Genomic DNA, 19,775 nt, shown 5'->3' with positions numbered 1-19,775 from the left:
ATGAATCACCAGCAATGCAATTTCCGTTCCTTCTACCCGCTGATCGAAATTGGGTGATGGCAGGCGCAACACACCTGCTGCCCAGCCGCTGGCATCGATCTGAAAGGGCAAGGGCGCGCTGGTCGGTGTCTTATTCTGGTGCATTGATATCCAGCCGCTGCATCCGGTAGCGCAATTGGCGGAAACTAATGCCGAGCAATTCCGCTGCCTGGGTCCGATTGAATTTGGTCTTGGCCAGGGCACGTCGTATGATCTCGCGCTCGACATCATCCAGATGGTCGGGCAAAGACCCGGGTAAATCGCTGGCTGGCGCAACGACCTCTTTCGCCTCGACCTCTGCGAGATCCTGCTGGATAGCCGCCTGTTCGGTTGCGGCCAGCGTCTGGACAGAAGATGGAACCTGCGCTTTCAGCGCCAGGTCGCCCACTTCTATCAAGCCATCGTTGGCAAACGCCAGCGCACGCTCCAGGATATTTTCCAGTTCGCGCACATTGCCGGGGAAATGATAGCTGCGCAGCGCCTCCAGCGCAGCCGGCGTCAGCGCGGCTGGCTGGCCGCCGCCCAGCCGGGTCAATATCACGTTGGCCAGCAAGCCGATATCGTCCAGCCGCTCGCGCAAGGGCGGCAGATTCAGTTCGATCACATTCAAGCGATAATAGAGATCCTGCCGGAAAGTACCCTTGCCTACGCACTCATCCAGATTCTGGTGCGTCGCACTGATGATGCGGACATCGACCGGCTCCTCCGCCGTCGCCCCCACCTTGCGCACGCGCCGCTCCTGGATCGCACGCAGCAACTTGACTTGCATCGCCAACGGCAAATCGGCCACTTCATCGAGCAACAAGGTGCCGCCATTTGCAGCCTGGAAAAATCCATCCCGGTCATCGACTGCGCCGGTAAACGCGCCTTTGCGATAACCGAAAAATTCAGCTTCCATCAAGGTTTCAGGAATGGCACCGCAATTGACGGCGACAAAAGGCTTGTCGTTGCGCGCACTCTGCGCATGAATATCGCGCGCCGCCAATTCCTTGCCACTGCCGGATTCTCCGCTGATGGCCACCGGCGCCATGCTGCGCGCCAGCCGGGTGATTTGCGCACGCAATGCCTGCATGGCATCCGACTGCCCCATCAGGCGCAGCGCTGTAGTCCCGGCGGATTTTTCCTGCGTCTTGTCGGCTGCACCAGCCTGGCTGATGCGCAAGGCGGAACGCACCATCACGCGCAATTGTTCCAGGCCAACCGGCTTGGATAGATAATCGAAGGCCCCCGCTTTCAATGCCACCACCGCATTGTCGGCGCTGCCGAATGCAGTAATCACGGCGACCGGGGTGTTTTTATACTGTGCGGAAATTTCCTGCACCAGCTCTATGCCCAGGCCATCGGGCAAGCGCATATCTGTCAACACCAGCGCATATTCAGTCCTGGCGAGACAATCTCGCGCGACGGCCAGATCCGGGGCGCTATCCACATCCAGCCCCATTTTGACGAGCGTAATTTCCAGCAATTCGCGCAGGTCGTCTTCATCGTCAACTATCAGGATGCGAGGGGAAGTCATGGCACGCGGCTTTTACAGTTCATGGATAGGCAAATATCGTCAAATTTTTTCATTATTGGCAAAGGTGATCACGAATCGGCCGGCAGGGGGACTATGCTCATCATCGCTACGATATTCGTAATTGAGCATCGCGCCATTATTGAGGCACAATTCACGCGCCAGATAGAGTCCGAGGCCAGTGCCTTTGCTGGACGTCGTATAAAACGGCTCAAATAAATGAGCCCGTACTGCCGACGTAATCTGCGGACCATCATCCTGCACATGCAATTCCAGCCTGTGGCCTATGCTGGGCACTATATATACACGTATGCTGCCAGGTGCACCGCTGGCGTAGCGTAACGCATTTGTCAGCAAGTTCAAGACGATTTCGCGCAAATGCAAGGGATCAAAGCGCACTTTGTAAGGCGTCATGTCGCCGATCGCTATCAGTCCTTCCTGCAGCGCATGCATTTCACGCAACTCCGCCAGCACGTCGTCAAACAGCACTCCCAGGCTGAGCGGCTCATGATACTGCTGCGCCTTGCGTGAGAGTTTCAGGATATCTTCTATCATCCGGTTCAGGCGCGCCACATTGTCACCTATGATCGCGAGCAGCCGCTGCTGGCTTGCATTGGGATCTTCTTCATTCAACAGTGCGGCAGCATGCCCAATTGCAGACAGCGGGTTGCGCACCTCGTGTGCAATGCTGGCGGTCAGGCGTCCCATAGATGCCAGCTTGAGTTGTTGCGCGCGATTTTCAATCTCGGTCACGTCTTGCAGGAAAATCACGGTGCGATCTTCCTGAATCGCGTCTGCATCCACCTTTACAAAACGCAATTTCAAATGCGTAATCAATTCCCGCCGGCCACCCATGATCGTCGTGCCGCCTTGCAAAGTCGTATCGTCAAGATGCTTGATCAAGACAAATGTAGGCGCCACGGTTTGCGTAGCTGCACGCAAGCTGGCATTCGCATGCCATGCAAGGTAAGCGTCCGCTATCGGCTTTAACCATGCCATATCGGATAATTTTCCATACGATTTTTCGTGTGGAAATGTCAGTCCCAGCATGAATGCTGCGGCTGGATTGCTGGTCAATACGCGGCCCTTGCGATCGACCACCAGTATGCCATCCTCCATATCGGCAATGATCAGGCGATTGATCGCCTGCTGTACGCGTAGCGCCTTGCCGCGTCCTTGCGCCAGCGATTCCTGCTTGATCAGGCGGGCGGCGAGGCGATTGATCGCGAAGATGATGATGAAAAATGCCGCCCCATACAAGCCGACATGCGCAGAAGAGATATCCGCATTTTCATTCAACAGTTGATAACCGTTTTCCGCCAGCAATATCAGGGTCACGGTGGAAACGAAAAACAAGGCCAATACCATCGGGGCCAGGATCGCCCCACCCGCCAGCGGGAACAGATACAAGATCGCCAGCCCGCTTTTGATGCCGCCAACCGACAGGTACAGAATCGTGATTGCACTGATATCAACGGCTATCTGCACCACCAGCTGCAGCATGAAGCGCCGCCGCCAGTACAGCGACAGCAGCACAAACATCAGCGCCAGCGCCAGATAGACGATGCAAACTTCCAAAAACTGCTGCTTGTAGGGAAAAAGCTTCGCTGCATTCCAGCCGAAATAAGCCAGCAAGACAGCCACAATCAGGGTCCGCGTAAACGCAAACGTCTGCAGCGTGCGCCAGAATGTCGCCCGACTATCGTCAAAAACCGGCTTGGCTTGCTTCATGGATTAATGCGTCGCATGTTGACGCAGGTGTTCTTCGCTGCAAAATGCCACGCTGGCGGAATCAAATACCGCCTCGGAAGCGGGGAAATAGGTTTTGCAATGCGCGCAGCTCAGCATGGCTTCCGCTTTTACATCGGCAGATGGTGGCGGCGTTGGCTTTGAAGGATCAGCTTGGGCACTGGATTTTTTATTTTTGAGTATCCATATGACCGCAAAAATGATCCCTGCCCACAACAGCAATTTCATGCAATGCTCCGATGCAGTACAACTTCAAACACGAAGCGGCTGCCTACATAAGCCAGCAACAAGGTCGTGAAGCCGGTCAGGGTAAAACTCAACGCCGTCTTGCCGCGCCAGCCGCGCCACTTACGCCCGGCCAGCAGCACGCCAAACAAGACCCACGACAGCATCGTGAATATCGTCTTGTGTTCCCATTTGAATGCCTGCCCGAACAACTCCTCGGAAAACACGACGCCGGACAGTACCGTCAGCGTCAGCAAAAAGAACCCCAAGCCTATCAGGCGAAACAGTAATTTTTCCATCGTCAGCAAAGCCGGCAAACGGTCGATTGCCAGTGCAAACAAGCCGGGCTTTTGCGTACCCAGGCGCGTATGCAATTTGGATTCCTGCAAAGCCATCAGGACGGCATGGAAAGCAGCTATGGTCAGCGTACTGTAAGCCAGCATTGCAATCGCGATATGCCATGGGAAGAGCGCCGATTTATCGTCGAGCGGAATCACGCTACCGGGGAATATCGTCGGTAGCAGGACACCCACTGCCGCACACGGCAATACCAGTATGCGCAAGCCATCCAGGGTGAAATTACGATTTTCCAGCCAGTAGGCCGCGACTGAAATCCACAATATGCCCGACAGCATGATCGCAAACCCCATCCGCAGAGAATGCGGGGCGATCACATCCACCCACAGCGCAGCGCCATGCAGCAGCAGCCCAAGCAGGGTGCCGATCGAAATTGCCATGCGGTTCTTAGACGGCAAGCATGCGCAAACCGCATAAAACAAGGCCGCCAAGACAAAAAAGTATGTATACATTACTTAAGTTTACACCATGTGATCCGGACTGCCTGCGGCAGAAAATGGTGGCATCTCGTTTCCTGCACAGACAGCTTGCAATATGCGGATGTGCCGAATATCGCAAGGCATCCTGTTGTCTGTCACGAAAGGAATACCGCGACATTACCACCAGCCAGAAAAAAACGCTTATACAAGATGCATCCCGGCGCATAAGCCAGGTCCGGAACCGCCATATTTAAATGGCGGATGCTTGCCAGGCACGGCCATATGGCACTGCATCAGGTAAAATGAAGTTTGCCTGCGTCGCGTGCTGCTTGCTTATAAATCGCCGCGACTTGTCGTCTCACCTCTTAATATCAGCCATTACTCATGCTCGACAATCTCACCCAACGCCTTGCCAAGGCAGTCAAAACCATGCGCGGAGAAGCGCGCCTGACGGAATCCAACACCGCAGAAATGCTGCGCGAAGTCCGTCTGGCCCTGCTCGAAGCCGACGTCGCACTGCCGGCCGTGCGCGAGTTCATCAGCCGCGTCAAGGAAAAGGCGATGGGCGCAGACGTGATCGGCTCGCTCTCACCCGGCCAGGCGCTGGTCGGCGTGGTGCAGCGCGAACTGGCTGCCATCATGGGCGCCGATCTCGGCCCTGAAGCGTCACAACTCAATTTCGCGACCCAGCCACCGGCCGTGATCCTGATGGCCGGTTTGCAGGGTGCGGGTAAAACCACCACCGTCGGCAAACTGGCAAAGTACTTGCGCGAGCAAAAGAAAAAGAAGGTCTTGACCGTTTCCGCCGACGTCTACCGCCCGGCTGCAATCGGCCAGCTGAAAACCGTCACCGAACAGGTGGGCGCCGATTTCTTCCCTTCCGAAGTCACTGACAAACCGGTCGATATCGCGCTGGCGGCACTGGATTACGCCAAACGGCATTATCACGATGTGCTGATTATCGATACCGCCGGCCGACTCGGCATAGACGAAGCGATGATGCAGGAAATCGCAGCCCTGCATGCCGCAGTCAAACCGATAGAAACCCTGTTCGTGGTCGACGCGATGCTGGGGCAGGATGCGATCAATACCGCCAAGGCGTTCAGCGATGCACTGCCGCTGACCGGCATCGTGCTGACCAAACTCGATGGCGATTCACGCGGCGGCGCGGCACTGTCGGTGCGCCACATCACCGGCAAGCCGATCAAGTTCGCCGGCGTGGCCGAGAAGCTGGACGGCCTCGAAGCCTTCGATCCGGTCCGCATGGCCGACCGCATACTCGGCATGGGCGACATCCTGGCGCTGGTGGAAGAAGCGCGTAAGGGCGTCGACATCGAGGCTGCACAAGGCCTGGCGCAAAAGATCAAGGTCGGCGGAAAATTCGATCTGAACGACTTCAAATCGCAACTCGCACAGATGAAAAAAATGGGCGGCATGTCCAATCTGATGGATAAACTGCCGGCGCAATTGCAGCAGGCAGCCAGCGGCGCCAACATGGGCATGGCCGACAAACAGGTGATCCGCATGGAAGGCATGATCAACTCGATGACGCCGCAGGAACGCGCCAAACCAGAGCTGATCAAGGCCTCGCGCAAACGCCGCATTGCGACTGGCGCCGGTGTCCAGGTGCAGGAAGTCAATCGCATGCTGGCGCAATTCGATCAAATGCAATCGATGATGAAAAAGCTCAAAGGCGGCAACATGATGAAAATGATGCGCGGCATGAAAGGCATGTTGCCCGGCATGCGCTGATTTTCCGCGCAAGCACAGGTACCCGGCCCGGCTCTGATGCCGGGCTTTTTTCATCCTGCGGCACTGCTATGGTGCAATCCAGGCGCAGCATCTTCCGCGCAAACTGTCGCACCCATAAAAACCCGCGGCAAACACAATCCTAAACCCTGAAAAACTCAAATCCATGCACCTGCTCAAACCAGCAAAATTTACATCGTCGACGCTGCAGGCGCGATCCACTCTTTTCTCTCTATGATCTATGCGTGGCTGCCAGCCTACAAATACAGAGTGAAACACTCAAAAAACACTTGCGCAGCAGGAAAAACCCCACCACTATTAGTGGTGCGTGAATTGGCGCAATTTCCCAACACAATGTGAAGGAGGTTTGAAGATGGCAACAGCCAAAAAACCAGCGGCCAAAAAACCGGCCGCCAAGAAACCAGTAGCAAAAAAAGCAGCACCTGCTAAAAAAGTAGTAGCGAAAAAAGCAGCGCCGGCTAAAAAAGTAGTCGCGAAAAAAGCAGCACCTGCCAAAAAAGTAGCCGCGAAAAAAGTCGCAGTGAAAAAACCGGCAGCAAAGAAAGTAGCAGCTAAAAAGCCAGCAACCGCTCGCAAACCTAACGCCGCTTTCATGAAGCCAGTAACACCGTCAGCACTGCTGGCAGCTGTTATCGGTGCAGCACCTGCACCGCGCACTGAAGTAACGAAAAAAGTGTGGGAATACATCAAGAAGTTCAATCTGCAAAATGCCCTCAACCGCCGCATGATCGACGCGGATGAAAAGCTCAAGGCAGTCTTTGGTGGCAAGAAACAAGTATCGATGTTTGAGATGACCAAACTCATCTCAGGTCACTTGAAATAATTTTTCAGGTACCAAACAAAAACGCCCGCATCGCGCGGGCGTTTTTGTTTCTGCTCTATCAGTCGCTATCCTGTATTTCCCTCATCCCGTACTACCCGCTACCGGTACCATCCTGATCCGGCGCTGAATTCTCAAGGCTTGTGTTCCCATTTTCTCCAGGATGCCAGCACGGCGTTAGGATAATCGGCACGGCCGCGACTACCGTTATAGCGTCCCAGCGCAAGGAACAGGTCGCCTTTTTCCATATCCAGATACATGCGCAAAATGGAGCAGCCGAAACGCAAATTGGTTTGCATGTGAAACAGCTTACTGCGATCGCCATCCCCTATCACGCGCGTCCAGAACGGCATGACCTGCATGTAACCATGGGCGCCCACCGGCGATACTGCATATTTGCGAAAGGCTGACTCCACCTGTATCAGGCCGAGCACCAACGCAGGATCCAGTCCGGCGCGACGCGCCTCGTACCAGGCTGTGCGCAGGAATTCTATGCGCACCTGCCGGTCGGGAATACGCTTGGCCAGACGATCCGACATCTCACCCAGCCAGTGCAGATAATCGAGACGCTCCTTGATATCGGCAAATTGCGGTATCGGCGGCCGTGGATCGGAAATCGCACGCGATAAAGCCATGCGCACTGAGTCCGCCATCGCCTCCTCTTTTTGATTACCCGCAAATGCCGCCAGGCCATACGTCAGCAAAAACAGGAATGCGCCACAGAGGAAAGAAAATCGGAGTGGCGACGCCAGCGCAGGCGAACGCTTGCCATCGTCGCCTGCGGCAACCTGCAGGCGGCCGACAACAGACCGGCTCGCCATCACGGGATGCATCAAGACAATCACGCCGCCAGTCTGGCCTTGACGAAGGCAAGAATGTCATCCAGCGCAACTGCCGTCGCTGCCGTATCGCGGCGGCCCTGATATTCAAGCTGGCCCTCTTTCAGGCCGCGGTCGCCGATGACGACACGATGCGGTACGCCGATCAACTCCCAGTCAGCAAACATCGCACCCGGACGCTCGCCCCTATCGTCGAGGATGACGTCTATGCCTGCCGCTTCCAGCGCATCATGCAATTTATCGGTTTCCGCCTTGACCCCTTCGCTGCGGTCATAGCCCATCGGACACAGCACCACTTCAAACGGCGCCAATGCGGCGGGCCAGATGATGCCTTTGTCGTCGAAGTTCTGCTCGATGGCGGCGCCCAGAATGCGCGTCACGCCTATCCCGTAGCAACCCATTTGTATCAGCTGCGGCTTGCCGTTTTCATCCAGATAAGTGGCTTTCATCGATTCTGAATACGCGGTACCCAGCTGGAATACGTGACCGACTTCTATCCCGCGCTGGATAGCGAGTACACCTTTGCCATCCGGCGAAGCATCGCCTTCGACTACATTGCGGAGATCGAAAACGGCAGCTTCCGGCAAATCGCGGCCCCAGTTCACACCAGTGAAATGGAAATCGGCTTCATTCGCGCCGCACACAAAATCGTGCATGTTGGCGACGGTACGGTCGACCACCAGCTTGACCGGCTTTTTGGTATTGATAGGACCGAGGTAGCCGGGTGGTGTGCCGAACCATTCAATGATCTCTGCCTCGTTCGCAAAACGCCAGTCGGCGAGTCCGGGAATTTTCGCCGCTTTTACTTCATTCAATTCATGGTCGCCACGCAAGAGCAATAACCAGATTTCCTTGTTGATAATGCCTTTTTCTTCCTTCTCCACCGTCAATACGATCGACTTGACGGTTTGCGCCAGCGGCAGGCCAAGCAAGGCCGCCACATCTTCGCACTTGGTCTTGCCTGGCGTAGCCGTCTTGCTCATCGGCTGGGTCGCCGCGCCGCGTACGGCGTCGACTGGCAAGGCTTCCGCTGCTTCCATATTGGCCGCGTAGTCGGAGCTCGGGCAGTAGACGATGGCATCTTCGCCGGTATCGGCAATGACGTGAAATTCATGCGAACCGGAGCCGCCGATCGCACCGTTGTCCGCCGCCACCGCACGGAACTGCAAACCGAAGCGATTGAAAATCTTTACATAAGCGTCAAACATGATTTGATACGAGCGCTTCAAGCCTTCGACATCGCGATCAAAGGAGTAGGCATCCTTCATCGTGAATTCGCGGCCGCGCATCAAGCCAAAGCGCGGGCGGCGTTCATCGCGAAACTTGGTCTGGATATGATAAAAATTGATCGGCAACTGGCGATACGATTTGATTTCGCTGCGCACCACATCAGTAACGACTTCTTCCGAAGTAGGCTGGATCGCATAATCGCGGCCATGGCGGTCCTTGACGCGCATCAGTTCCGGGCCCATCTTGTCCCAGCGTCCGGTTTCCTGCCACAGCTCGGCCGGCTGCACCAGCGGCATCAGCAATTCAATCCCGTTGGCGCGGTTCATTTCTTCGCGCACGATCGCCTCCACCTTGCGAATCACGCGCAAGCCGATAGGCATGTAGGTATAGATGCCGGAACCGAGGCGCTTGATCATGCCGGCGCGCATCATCAACTTGTGGCTGACGATTTCTGCGTCGGAAGGAGCTTCTTTGAGAGTGGAAATGAAAAAACGGGATGCGCGCATGACGATGAATTCTTTTTAAAAAGAGAGAAGGTTATAATCAACTCAATTTTAAAGGATTAGCTGGCTGATGCACCCACTCTTCGTACAATTGATTGCTGTCTCCGTTGTTAGCGCGTCATCATGCGTTCAGCGGCACAAGGCTGTAAAGGTAACGATTTTCGATTGAGGGTCCGTTAGCCGCAGAAAGTTTTGAGGTGCAACATGCTGGATCGTGAAGGCTTCCGCCCTAACGTCGGCATCATTCTGATTAACACCCAGAATGAAGTGTGGTGGGGCAAGCGGGTGCGCGAGCATTCGTGGCAATTCCCGCAAGGCGGCATCAAATTTGGCGAAACACCCGAGCAGGCGATGTACCGTGAGCTGGAAGAAGAAGTCGGCTTGCGGCCTGAACACGTCAAAATCGTCGGCCGCACACGCGACTGGCTGCGCTATGAAGTGCCGGATCATTTCATCAAACGGGAAATTCGCGGCCACTACAAAGGCCAGAAGCAGATCTGGTTCTTGCTGCGCATGGTCGGGCGCGATTGCGATGTCAATCTGCGTGTGACCGAGCATCCGGAATTCGACGCCTGGCGCTGGCACGATTACTGGGTTCCGCTGGACGTCGTCATCGAATTCAAACGCGATGTGTATCAACGCGCATTACAGGAACTGTCACGCTTTTTAGCACGCCCGGTTCAGCATGCACCGCAACACAACACCGCACGTTACTTGCGCCAGACACATGCCGCGCGCAAAACCGACGAACCGCCTACCCAAGAGACCACTCCTGAAAATGAATAAGCCCTCTCTTCTCCCTATCAAGCTCACGCACATGCTGCTCGGGCTGACTCTGTTAGCTATGGCACAAATTTCTGTTGCCCAACAATTGGAGTGGAACAAGAACTTCAAGGAAGATGACGACACGCCATGGGAAGAAATCCAGGCACAGTTACCGCCCGCCCCCAAGGATGAAAATCTGCTGCCTTTTTACGTCGGGCCAACTGCGACGCAAAAATTTTCTATAGATGCCAAGTCACTGGCTATAGGTACAGACGGCGTGGTGCGCTATACGATGGTTGCAGTTAGTCAGGGCGGCGCAAAAAACATCAGCTTTGAAGGTATACGCTGCGCCTCATTTGAAAAGAAAATCTATGCGCTCGGGCGTGACGACGGTAGCTGGTCGCCTTCGCGACGCAATCAGTGGGAACCTGTGGTACGCAGCAAAGTCAATCGCCAGCACGCTGCATTGACGATGGATTATTTCTGCGGCAACCTGACCATCATGGGAAATGAAAAAGATATGTTGCAGCGAATAAAATCCGGACGGACTCTGACGGATGATTTGCTGAAGGAATAAAGGTGCGGGTCCGGCGCACGCATGGCGTGATGCCGGATTTACAGCAAGACCAGATTATCTCTATGTATTAATTCCGGTTCTTCAACAAAACCGAGAATCGAGATAATCTCGGTAGATGGTTTGCGCATGATGCGGCGCGTCTCCGAGCTGGCGTAATTACTGATGCCGCGTGCAATCGCGCGGCCCGCTTGATCGACGCAGGTAACCACATCTCCACGACCGAAACTGCCCGCCACCTCGACGACCCCGATCGGCAATAAGGATTTACCTTCTGCCGTCAGCTTTTGCACGGCACCATCATCGAGCACCAGCTTGCCGGCAGTTTGCAAATGATCCGCCATCCATTGCTTGCGCGCAGTCAGTTGCGCAGTTTGCGCAGTCAGTTGCGTCCCTATCGCTTCGCCTGCCGCCAGACGCGTCAAAACCTTGTCTTCACGCCCCCAGGCAATCACGGTATGCGCGCCGGATAATGCCGCGCGTTTGGCTGCCAGGATTTTAGTCAGCATGCCGCCACGACCCAGACTACTGCCAGCACCGCCAGCCATTGCCTCCAGCGTTAAATCGCCGGCCTTGGCTTCGTGCACAAATTCAGCGTCAGGATCCTTGCGAGGATCGGCAGTAAACAAGCCACGCTGATCGGTCAATATGATCAAGGCATCAGCTTCAATCAGATTGGTTACCAGCGCACCTAGGGTATCGTTATCGCCGAACTTGATTTCATCGGTAACGACGGTATCGTTTTCATTGATGATGGGAACCACGCCCAGACGCAGCAAGGTGAACAGCGTAGAACGCGCATTCAGATAACGTTCGCGATCTGCCAGATCGGCGTGCGTCAGCAGGATTTGTGCAGTTTGCACATGATGCTGGCGGAAACTGGTTTCGTAAATTTGCGCCAAACCCATTTGGCCGACTGCGGCGCATGCCTGCAATTCATGTATGCCGGCAGGACGCTTGTCGAAGCCGAGGCGTTGCATGCCTTCGGCGATCGCGCCGGAACTGACCAGCACGACTTCCTTGCCGAGCGCGCGCAACTGGACAATTTGCTCGGCCCATTTTTGAATCGCGGCAGCATCCAGCCCCTTGCCATCATTGGTGACGAGCGAAGAGCCTACCTTGATGATGACGCGTTTGGCTTTTTGAATGACGGAGTTCATGCTTGGTAACCCGGCGCTGTTTTAATTATTGAGACTCACCGAGAACGGTGATGGTGCCGGATTGCCGCTCAGCGGCAATCCGCAGAACTGGTTTCAATCGATGATCTTGAAACGTGGATCATCCGGATCTATGGATTCAATGCCGCGCGCTTCCTCGACCATCTGCGTTTCTTCCGAACGCGTTTCAGCCTGCCGCTGCAATGCCAGGTAATCGTAAATTTCAACGATCAGGTCGGCACAGCCTTCGCGCGTCAGGGCGGAAATTTCAAATACCGGACCTTTCCAGCCAAAGCGTTTGACGAAATCCTTCACACGGCTTTTACGCTCGTCTTCCGGCACCATGTCGAGCTTGTTCAAGACCAGCCAGCGTGGCTTGTCGAACAGCGATTCGTCGTACTTTTTCAGTTCCTTGACGATCGCCTTGGCTTCCTTGACCGGGTCGACATTGTCGAACGGTGCCAGATCGACGATATGCAGCAGCAAACGCGTGCGCTGCAAATGACGCAGGAACTGTATGCCCAAACCGGCACCATCGGATGCGCCTTCGATCAAACCTGGAATATCGGCAATCACGAAACTCTTTTCGTGACTGACGCGGACCACGCCCAGATTCGGGTGCAGCGTCGTGAATGGATAATCAGCGATTTTCGGGCGCGCATTGGAGACGGCCGAAATGAAAGTCGATTTACCGGCATTCGGCATCCCGAGCAAACCGACATCGGCGAGCACTTTCAGCTCCAGCCGCAACTCGCGTCGCTCGCCTTCCTTGCCCTCGGATTTTTGCCGGGGTGCACGGTTGGTCGATGATTTGAAATGGATATTGCCCCAGCCGCCGTCGCCGCCCTTGGCAATCAATACCTGCTGACCGTGTTCCGTCAGATCGGCGACGATTTCGCCGTCGTTATTATCAATAATCAGTGTGCCTACCGGCATGCGCAGGAAAATATCATCCGCGCCCTTGCCGTAGCAGTCTGCGCCACGGCCGTTTTCGCCGTTCTTGGCTTTATGCATCTTGGAAAAGCGGAAATCGACCAGCGTATTGATATTGCGATCTGCAACCGCAATAATGCTGCCGCCCTTGCCGCCATCGCCGCCGTCCGGACCGCCAAACGGCCTGAATTTTTCACGACAAAAGGAGGCGACGCCGTTGCCGCCATCTCCAGCAATGACTTCGATTTTTGCTTCGTCGATAAACTTCATATGTGCCGCCATAAAACTAAAAAGGCCCTACCTTGGGCAGAGCCTTTCGATTGAAGGCTTTCGCCTTACGTTGCGTTGCTTAACGGTTAATTAAGCAGGTACGACTACTACGTAGTGGCGCTGCAATGCGCCTTTGGTAGCGAATGCAACCTTGCCGTCGACCAGCGCAAACAAGGTGTGATCCTTGCCCATGCCGACGTTTTCGCCTGGATGCATTTTTGTGCCGCGTTGACGAACAATGATGCCGCCAGCGTTGATGGTTTGACCACCGTAGACCTTGACGCCGAGTCGTTTTGACTCTGAATCACGACCATTTCGCGTAGTGCCGCCGCCTTTTTTATGTGCCATTTCTGACTCCTTGTATCTGGTTAGTCCGAGTCAGCGGCTTAGCCGTTGATCGAAACGATCTGCAATTCGGTGTAATTCTGACGATGGCCCTGGTGCTTCTGGTAATGCTTACGGCGACGCATCTTGAAAATCTTCACCTTATCGTGACGACCATGGGAGACAACCGTAGCAAGGACCGTAGCACCTTCAACCAGTGGAGCACCAAACTTAATGGTTTCTCCTGCGCCCAATGCGAGCACCTGATCAAGGGTGATTTCGGATCCAATGTCTGCCGGTATCTGTTCTACTTTAAATTTTTCACCAGCGACAACTTTATATTGTTTGCCACCGGTTTTTATGACCGCGTACATGTGAAACCTCATCAATTGATTAAAGGACTTTTCTCTCTTCGATACGCCGGAACTATTCAGACGGAATCGGGAAAACCTCCAATTATACATGGACTTACCTTGTCGGTCAAAGCTTGTTCAGCACATATTTCAGTGCCTGTAAAACCATGTCTTTTGAGAAACAGCCTGTCCCCTGGACACAACAGGGAAACGTCCGCTGCATTTGTCGTCGTATAATTCTGCCCATTCATGCTCATTCATCAGGCTTACCTTTGACTTCCGTTCCTGCTCAATCCGCTCAAAACCTGCTTAACGAAGCCATCGCCACAGACTTGCTTGCAGTTGACGCCGTCATACGCGAAAAACTCCACTCCGAAGTGGCACTGGTCAATCAAATCGCCGATTACATCATCAGCGCTGGCGGCAAGCGTATCCGCCCGGTACTGGTCTTGCTGATTGCAAATGCCCATGGTTATCGCGGCACAGGCCATCATCAACTGGCCGCCGTCGTCGAGTTTATCCATACTGCGACGCTGTTGCACGATGATGTGGTCGATGAATCGGAACTGCGGCGCGGCCGCAAGACAGCCAATGCCTTGTTTGGCAATGCAGCATCGGTCCTGGTGGGCGACTTTTTACATTCGCGCGCTTTCCAGATGATGGTGACGGTCGGCAATATCCGCGCGATGCAAATTCTGGCCGATGCGACCAATGTCATCGCCGAAGGCGAAGTGCTGCAGTTGTTAAACATGCATGATCCCGACATCTCAGAAGAACGCTATACGGAAGTCATACGTTCCAAAACCGCCAAATTATTCGAGGCTGCAGCACAACTCGGCGCCCTGATCGCCGGCGCATCCGAGGACGACATAGAAGCCGCAGCAGAATATGGCCGTTCGCTAGGGACTGCTTTCCAGTTGATCGACGATGTACTCGATTACTCGGGCCAGGCTGAAGATATAGGTAAAAACGTAGGCGACGACTTGCGCGAAGGCAAGGCAACCTTGCCATTAATCTATCTGATGGAATATGGCACGGCCGAGCAGCGTGAATTGGTGCGCAGCTGCATAGAAAATGGCGACGAGGAACATTTCGACGCCATTTTGCTCGCTGTCACTACCTCGGGCGCGCTCGATTACACCAAGCGCAAGGCTGAAGAAGCATCGGCGCGCGCCACCCAGGCAATTGCCGGACTGCCCGACAGCACTTACAAAACTGCCTTGCTCAAGCTGAGCGCGTTCGCAGTTTATCGCAATCACTAGGAAAGCTTGGCGCCCTATCCTTTAATGAAGGAAAAAGGGAAGTTGCCATCCATATAAATTGCAAGGTATTACGCTATAAATATTGTTGCCGATCAGCAATTTACCTATTCTGATCAAGCGTTGCTTTTTCTTCGACAAAAAAGTAACAGTCCGCTGGATATCTTTACAAAACAGGTGCTTGGAGGCATTATCTAACGCACCTTCGATGTTCCAGTCGACCTTATTGGCGTAAATACATGGCTGCAGTCCTCCCTAGTTCGGCATCAAATAATGCGATGTCAGGTCTTGCGCGTGCACTGTTGCAGGCAGGCCAGATTACGCCACAGCAAGCCGACACGATAGCCAAGCAAGCGGCGAGCGAAAAAACCGCATTCATCGATACCCTGCTCAAAAGCGAGATCATGAACGCGCCCAGACTGGCGGCATTTTGCTCGCAAACTTTCGGCTATCCGCTGCTAGACTTGGCTGCATTCAACAGCAGCAACCTGCCAGACAAGATCATAGATGCCAAGCTGATGCAGAGTCAGCGCGTCATCGCACTCGCCAAGCGCGGCAACAAGGTCTTGATCGCCATTTCAGACCCGACCAATTCCCAGGCGCTGGACCAGATCAAGTTCCAGACCCAGCTGGCGGTCGAACCCATCATCGTCGATCACGGCACGCTGCTCAAACTGATAGAAAAGCTGGGGCAGAGTGCCGAACAGAATCTGACTGAGTTGATAGGCGACGACCTCGATATCGACTTCATGGAAGAGGAACTGTCAGCACCGGCCGACGGCGGAGCCACCGATATCGACGATGCGCCTGTCGTCAAATTTCTGCAAAAAATCCTGGTGGATGCAATCAATATGGGCGCCTCGGATCTTCATTTCGAGCCCTTCGAAAAATTCTATAGAATCCGTTTCCGCGTCGATGGCGTATTGCGTGACATCGCGCAACCGCCGCTGGCGATCAAGGAAAAACTCGCCTCACGCATCAAGGTCATTTCCAAGCTAGACATCTCGGAAAAACGCGTGCCGCAGGATGGCCGCATGAAACTGGTGATGTCGAAAACGCGCTCCATCGATTTCCGCGTCAGCACCCTGCCTACGCTGTTTGGCGAGAAAATCGTCATGCGGATACTGGACGGTTCACAGGCGCAAATGGGCATAGAAGCACTGGGCTACGATCCCGACCAGAAAGAAACGCTGATGGATGCGATCCAGCGGCCGTATGGGATGGTGCTGGTCACAGGCCCGACCGGTTCCGGTAAAACCGTTTCCCTGTACACCTGCCTGAATATCCTGAACAAGCCCGGCATCAATATCTCGACCGCAGAAGACCCTGCCGAGATCAACCTGCCGGGCGTCAACCAGGTCAACATCAACGACCGCGCCGGACTCACCTTCCCGGTTGCACTGAAGGCCTTCCTGCGCCAGGATCCGGACATCATCATGGTCGGCGAGATACGCGACCTGGAAACTGCCGACATCGCCATCAAGGCGGCGCAAACCGGCCACATGGTTTTTTCTACATTGCACACCAACGATGCGCCGGCAACGCTGACCCGTCTGATGAATATGGGCGTGGCGCCGTTCAACATCGCCTCATCGGTGATCCTGATTACCGCGCAGCGCCTGACCAGGCGTTTATGCTCATGCAAACAAACCACCGTCATCCCGGATGATGCCCTGCTCGACGCAGGCTTTGCCGAAGAAGACCTCGACGGCACATGGCTGCCCTACAAACCGGTTGGTTGCGAACGTTGCAGCGGCAGCGGCTACAAGGGACGCCTGGGCATCTATCAAGTCATGCCGATCAGCGAAGAGATAGAACATATCATCCTGAGTCACGGCACCTCGATGGAAATCGAAGCACAGGCAAAAAAAGATGGCGTTCGCAGCTTGCGCGAATCGGGTTTGGTGAAAGTCAAACAGGGACTCACCAGCCTGGAAGAAATTCTGGGTTGTACAAATAAATAAAAAGAGGTCTAGGGATGGCAACAGCACGTAAAGTCGGGAGCGCAACACTGGCCAAGGAAGCCGTTTTTGCCTGGGAAGGCAAAGACAAATCCGGCAAGCTCGTGCGCGGAGAATTGCGCGCCGGCGGCGAATCAGTCGTCAATGCAACCCTGCGCCGGCAAGGCGTGCTGGTCACCAAGGTCAAAAAGAAAACCTATCGCAGCGGCAGAAAAGTCTCTGAAAAAGACATCACCCTCTTTACGCGCCAGCTCGCCACGATGATGAGGGCAGGCGTGCCCCTGCTGCAATCATTCGATATCGTTGCAAAAGGCCATGAAAACCCTTCCGTATCCAAGCTGATACAGGATATACGCGCCGACGTGGAAACCGGCACCAGCCTGAATCAGGCATTCCGCAAATTCCCGCTTTATTTTGACCCGCTGTTTTGCAATCTGGTGGGCGCCGGCGAACAGGCCGGCATACTGGAAGACTTGCTGACGCGACTGGCAATCTACAAGGAAAAAACCCTCGCGATCAAGGCCAAGATCAAGTCGGCCATGTTTTATCCAGTCGCCATTCTGGCAGTCGCCTTCATCGTCACCGCCGTCATCATGATCTGGGTCGTTCCTGCCTTCAAGGAAGTGTTCAAGAGTTTTGGTGCCGACCTGCCCGCACCTACCTTGATGGTGATGGCGATTTCAGACTTCTTTGTAACTTACTGGTACCTCATATTCGGCCTGCTGTTTGCCGGTCTCTATCTGTTTTTCCAGTCCTGGAAACGCTCGCTGAAAATGCAGCGCACTATGGATAGACTGCTGCTGAAAGCCCCTATCTTCGGCGCCGTGATCCGCAAGGCCACCATTGCACGCTGGACGCGCACACTGGCCACCATGTTTGCCGCCGGCGTACCGCTCGTCGAATCACTGGACTCGGTAGGCGGCGCCTCTGGCAATGCCGTGTATCTGGACGCCACGAAAAAAATCCAGAATGAAGTCAGCACCGGTACCAGCCTGACAGTGGCCATGCAGAATTCCGGCGTATTTCCCAACATGGTCACGCAAATGGTGTCGATAGGCGAGGAATCCGGCTCGCTCGACAATATGCTGGGCAAGGTCGCCGATTTTTATGAAGATGAAGTTGATGAAGCCGTCGCAGCGTTGTCCAGCCTGATGGAGCCATTGATCATGGTGATACTGGGCGTGCTGATCGGCGGCCTGGTGATTGCAATGTACCTGCCTATTTTCAAACTGGGTTCCGTGGTCTGATGATGGATTTACTCTGGTCTGCGCCTGCGGGTAGCGTATTGCCCGCCATCGTTGCCGGCGTGTTCGGTTTGCTGATAGGCAGTTTTCTCAACGTCGTGATCCATCGCATCCCGAAAATGATGCAGCGCGAATCGGATAACTACGTTGCACATGAAAGCGGCAAGCCCTTGCCGCATGAAGAGCGTTACGATCTGGTGATGCCGCGTTCGGCGTGTCCGCAATGCGGGCATCAGATCACGGCCATCGAGAATATCCCTGTTCTCAGTTATGCCTTCCTGCGCGGCAAATGCATCGCCTGCAAAACGCCGATTTCGATCCGCTATCCGATCGTTGAATTACTCACCGGCTTGCTGTCAGTCTTGCTGATCTGGCATTTCGGCAGCGGCTTGCTGGGCCTGACGACGCTGATTTTTACCTATTTGCTGATCGCAATGACGTTTATCGATGCCGATACGCAGTTGCTGCCGGATGATCTGACGCTGCCCCTGCTGTGGCTGGGCTTGCTGATCAATCTGAATGGCACCTTCGTGCCATTGCAGGAAGCGGTGATAGGCGCAGCCGCCGGCTATCTCAGCTTGTGGGCCATCTATTGGCTGTTCAAGCTGGCGACCGGCAAGGAAGGCATGGGTTATGGCGACTTCAAGCTGCTGGCCGCACTCGGTGCCTGGCTGGGCTGGAAGATGTTGCCGGTCATCGTCTTGCTGTCTTCACTGGTCGGTGCCGTGGTGGGCATCGCACTGATACTGCTGGCCAGACGCGGGCGCGACATTCCGATTCCATTCGGCCCCTACCTTGCAGCCGCCGGCCTGATTGCCTTGCTGTACGGTAAACCGCTGACGCAAATGTATCTGGGCTTTTACTGAGGCGATGAATGCCCCCGTTCGCACAGACCGGTTTTCCGTTGGCTTGACGGGCGGCATAGGCAGCGGCAAAAGCACGGTGGCCGACCTGTTCGCAGCGCGCGGCGCAGCCGTGATCGATACCGACCTGATTGCGCACCAGCTGACTGGTGCAGGCGGTGCCGCAATAGCGCCCATCAAGGACGCATTCGGTGCAGATTTCATCATGTCCAACGGCGCGATGGACCGCAACAGGATGCGCGAGCTCGTGTTTGCCAATCCAGCCCAGAAAAAATGTCTGGAAGCGATACTCCTCCCGCTGATCCGCAGTGCAACCGAAAGTGCTGCAGCGCGGGCTCAAGGCGCCTATCTGTTATTCGTCGTGCCGCTGCTGCTCGAATCCGATTTTTGGCAACAGCGTGTCAGCCGCGTGCTGGCGATCGACTGCCCGGAAGAGATGCAGGTGCAGCGCGTGATGCAACGCAATGCGCTGAGCGAACAGCAGGTGCGCGCGACGGCTTTGACGGCGGGTTCCGATGGCGACAGTCATGCGGCTGCTCTCGGGTTGGATGGGGCCGGGTGCTCGGATCAGGCCTGCGCCAGCATGGTTTCGGCGCTGGTGCCACCGA

General features: G+C 55.0%; 19 protein-coding genes. 9 read left to right on the top strand and 10 right to left on the bottom strand.

Annotated elements, in window-relative coordinates; translation table 11 throughout:
- Positions 1–130 precede the first annotated feature (130 nt).
- Genes Q7T06_RS04055 through Q7T06_RS04040 form a run of 4 tightly spaced genes read right to left on the bottom strand, consistent with a single transcriptional unit; the run spans position 131 to position 4,335 of the window.
- Positions 131–1,555, bottom strand: coding sequence for a sigma-54 dependent transcriptional regulator (locus Q7T06_RS04055; RefSeq protein WP_304780596.1), 1,425 nt, complete (start codon positions 1,553–1,555; stop codon positions 131–133).
- Positions 1,556–1,594: 39 nt separating this feature from the next.
- A complete protein-coding gene (locus Q7T06_RS04050) occupies positions 1,595–3,283 on the bottom strand; it encodes a nitrogen regulation protein NR(II) (protein WP_304780593.1) in 1,689 nt (562 codons plus the stop codon).
- 3 nt (positions 3,284–3,286) lie between these two features.
- Positions 3,287–3,529 carry a PP0621 family protein gene (locus Q7T06_RS04045; RefSeq protein WP_304780590.1) on the bottom strand — a complete coding sequence of 81 codons (243 nt, stop codon included), beginning with the start codon at positions 3,527–3,529 and terminating at the stop codon, positions 3,287–3,289.
- Positions 3,526–4,335, bottom strand: coding sequence for an inner membrane protein YpjD (locus Q7T06_RS04040; protein WP_304780587.1), 810 nt, complete (start codon positions 4,333–4,335; stop codon positions 3,526–3,528). The genes Q7T06_RS04045 and Q7T06_RS04040 overlap by 4 nt, the downstream gene beginning before the upstream one ends.
- A 351-nt stretch (positions 4,336–4,686) precedes the next feature.
- On the opposite strand from Q7T06_RS04040, the gene ffh reads away from it, so the two are divergent.
- On the top strand, positions 4,687–6,054 hold the full coding sequence (gene ffh / locus Q7T06_RS04035) for a signal recognition particle protein (RefSeq protein WP_304780567.1): 1,368 nt from the start codon (positions 4,687–4,689) through the stop codon (positions 6,052–6,054).
- A 370-nt stretch (positions 6,055–6,424) separates the two neighbouring features.
- Positions 6,425–6,895, top strand: a complete 471-nt coding sequence (locus Q7T06_RS04030) for an SWIB/MDM2 domain-containing protein (RefSeq protein WP_304780563.1) — start codon at positions 6,425–6,427, stop codon at positions 6,893–6,895.
- A gap of 131 nt (positions 6,896–7,026) precedes the next feature.
- On the opposite strand, the gene Q7T06_RS04025 is transcribed toward Q7T06_RS04030, so the two are convergent.
- On the bottom strand, positions 7,027–7,713 hold the full coding sequence (locus Q7T06_RS04025) for a lytic transglycosylase domain-containing protein (RefSeq protein ID WP_304780558.1): 687 nt from the start codon (positions 7,711–7,713) through the stop codon (positions 7,027–7,029).
- 20 nt (positions 7,714–7,733) lie between these two features.
- Positions 7,734–9,467: a proline--tRNA ligase gene (locus Q7T06_RS04020; protein ID WP_304780553.1), complete on the bottom strand. Its 1,734-nt coding sequence runs from the start codon at positions 9,465–9,467 to the stop codon at positions 7,734–7,736.
- Positions 9,468–9,668: 201 nt separating this feature from the next.
- On the opposite strand from Q7T06_RS04020, the gene Q7T06_RS04015 reads away from it, so the two are divergent.
- Positions 9,669–10,250: an RNA pyrophosphohydrolase gene (locus tag Q7T06_RS04015; protein WP_304780548.1), complete on the top strand. Its 582-nt coding sequence runs from the start codon at positions 9,669–9,671 to the stop codon at positions 10,248–10,250.
- On the top strand, positions 10,192–10,806 hold the full coding sequence (locus Q7T06_RS04010) for a CNP1-like family protein (RefSeq protein WP_304780543.1): 615 nt from the start codon (positions 10,192–10,194) through the stop codon (positions 10,804–10,806). Before Q7T06_RS04015 ends, Q7T06_RS04010 begins: the two co-directional genes overlap by 59 nt.
- 38 nt (positions 10,807–10,844) lie before the next feature.
- On the opposite strand, the gene proB is transcribed toward Q7T06_RS04010, so the two are convergent.
- From proB to rplU, 4 genes are all read right to left on the bottom strand, one after another.
- Positions 10,845–11,963: a glutamate 5-kinase gene (gene proB / locus Q7T06_RS04005; RefSeq protein WP_304780541.1), complete on the bottom strand. Its 1,119-nt coding sequence runs from the start codon at positions 11,961–11,963 to the stop codon at positions 10,845–10,847.
- A 93-nt stretch (positions 11,964–12,056) separates the two neighbouring features.
- Complete coding sequence (gene cgtA, locus Q7T06_RS04000; RefSeq protein ID WP_304780537.1) at positions 12,057–13,163, bottom strand: Obg family GTPase CgtA; 1,107 nt, start codon at positions 13,161–13,163, stop codon at positions 12,057–12,059.
- Between the two features lie 90 nt (positions 13,164–13,253).
- Positions 13,254–13,511, bottom strand: coding sequence for a 50S ribosomal protein L27 (rpmA, locus tag Q7T06_RS03995; RefSeq protein WP_304780534.1), 258 nt, complete (start codon positions 13,509–13,511; stop codon positions 13,254–13,256).
- 38 nt (positions 13,512–13,549) lie between these two features.
- Complete coding sequence (gene rplU, locus Q7T06_RS03990; protein ID WP_041322652.1) at positions 13,550–13,861, bottom strand: 50S ribosomal protein L21; 312 nt, start codon at positions 13,859–13,861, stop codon at positions 13,550–13,552.
- 251 nt (positions 13,862–14,112) lie between these two features.
- On the opposite strand from rplU, the gene ispB reads away from it, so the two are divergent.
- The 5 genes from ispB to coaE all read left to right on the top strand — a co-directional run.
- On the top strand, positions 14,113–15,102 hold the full coding sequence (ispB, locus tag Q7T06_RS03985; protein WP_304780524.1) for an octaprenyl diphosphate synthase: 990 nt from the start codon (positions 14,113–14,115) through the stop codon (positions 15,100–15,102).
- 275 nt (positions 15,103–15,377) lie between these two features.
- Positions 15,378–17,063, top strand: coding sequence for a type IV-A pilus assembly ATPase PilB (gene pilB / locus Q7T06_RS03980; RefSeq protein ID WP_304780521.1), 1,686 nt, complete (start codon positions 15,378–15,380; stop codon positions 17,061–17,063).
- 14 nt (positions 17,064–17,077) lie between these two features.
- Entirely contained in the window at positions 17,078–18,307 is a 1,230-nt protein-coding gene (locus Q7T06_RS03975) for a type II secretion system F family protein (RefSeq protein WP_304780518.1), read from the top strand.
- Between the two features lie 2 nt (positions 18,308–18,309).
- The gene (locus Q7T06_RS03970) at positions 18,310–19,170 is read left to right on the top strand and encodes an A24 family peptidase (protein ID WP_304780599.1); all 861 of its coding nucleotides are present in this window, start codon (positions 18,310–18,312) and stop codon (positions 19,168–19,170) included.
- A 4-nt stretch (positions 19,171–19,174) separates the two neighbouring features.
- A partial coding sequence (gene coaE / locus Q7T06_RS03965) for a dephospho-CoA kinase (protein WP_304780516.1) occupies positions 19,175–19,775 on the top strand: 601 nt, incomplete at its 3' end.

The organism is Herminiimonas sp. (assembly GCF_030645555.1).
Taxonomy (GTDB): domain Bacteria; phylum Pseudomonadota; class Gammaproteobacteria; order Burkholderiales; family Burkholderiaceae_D; genus Oxalicibacterium.
The sequence above is the reverse complement of the archived record's forward strand: the minus strand, read 5'-3'. Positions and strand labels throughout refer to the sequence as shown.

What these genes read in the sequence shown, in the direction of transcription:
- Q7T06_RS03975 (WP_304780518.1), top strand. Translation starts at nt 17,078, where the DNA reads ATGGCAACAGCACGTAAAGTCGGGAGCGCAACACTGGCCAAGGAAGCC.
- Q7T06_RS04010 (WP_304780543.1), top strand. Translation starts at nt 10,192, where the DNA reads ATGCCGCGCGCAAAACCGACGAACCGCCTACCCAAGAGACCACTCCTG.
- rplU (WP_041322652.1), bottom strand. Translation starts at nt 13,861, where the DNA reads ATGTACGCGGTCATAAAAACCGGTGGCAAACAATATAAAGTTGTCGCT.
- proB (WP_304780541.1), bottom strand. Translation starts at nt 11,963, where the DNA reads ATGAACTCCGTCATTCAAAAAGCCAAACGCGTCATCATCAAGGTAGGC.
- Q7T06_RS04040 (WP_304780587.1), bottom strand. Translation starts at nt 4,335, where the DNA reads ATGTATACATACTTTTTTGTCTTGGCGGCCTTGTTTTATGCGGTTTGC.
- Q7T06_RS04025 (WP_304780558.1), bottom strand. Translation starts at nt 7,713, where the DNA reads ATGGCGAGCCGGTCTGTTGTCGGCCGCCTGCAGGTTGCCGCAGGCGAC.
- Q7T06_RS04015 (WP_304780548.1), top strand. Translation starts at nt 9,669, where the DNA reads ATGCTGGATCGTGAAGGCTTCCGCCCTAACGTCGGCATCATTCTGATT.
- Q7T06_RS04045 (WP_304780590.1), bottom strand. Translation starts at nt 3,529, where the DNA reads ATGAAATTGCTGTTGTGGGCAGGGATCATTTTTGCGGTCATATGGATA.
- Q7T06_RS04030 (WP_304780563.1), top strand. Translation starts at nt 6,425, where the DNA reads ATGGCAACAGCCAAAAAACCAGCGGCCAAAAAACCGGCCGCCAAGAAA.
- Q7T06_RS04050 (WP_304780593.1), bottom strand. Translation starts at nt 3,283, where the DNA reads ATGAAGCAAGCCAAGCCGGTTTTTGACGATAGTCGGGCGACATTCTGG.
- Q7T06_RS04020 (WP_304780553.1), bottom strand. Translation starts at nt 9,467, where the DNA reads ATGCGCGCATCCCGTTTTTTCATTTCCACTCTCAAAGAAGCTCCTTCC.
- pilB (WP_304780521.1), top strand. Translation starts at nt 15,378, where the DNA reads ATGTCAGGTCTTGCGCGTGCACTGTTGCAGGCAGGCCAGATTACGCCA.
- rpmA (WP_304780534.1), bottom strand. Translation starts at nt 13,511, where the DNA reads ATGGCACATAAAAAAGGCGGCGGCACTACGCGAAATGGTCGTGATTCA.
- Q7T06_RS04055 (WP_304780596.1), bottom strand. Translation starts at nt 1,555, where the DNA reads ATGACTTCCCCTCGCATCCTGATAGTTGACGATGAAGACGACCTGCGC.
- cgtA (WP_304780537.1), bottom strand. Translation starts at nt 13,163, where the DNA reads ATGAAGTTTATCGACGAAGCAAAAATCGAAGTCATTGCTGGAGATGGC.
- Q7T06_RS03970 (WP_304780599.1), top strand. Translation starts at nt 18,310, where the DNA reads ATGGATTTACTCTGGTCTGCGCCTGCGGGTAGCGTATTGCCCGCCATC.
- ffh (WP_304780567.1), top strand. Translation starts at nt 4,687, where the DNA reads ATGCTCGACAATCTCACCCAACGCCTTGCCAAGGCAGTCAAAACCATG.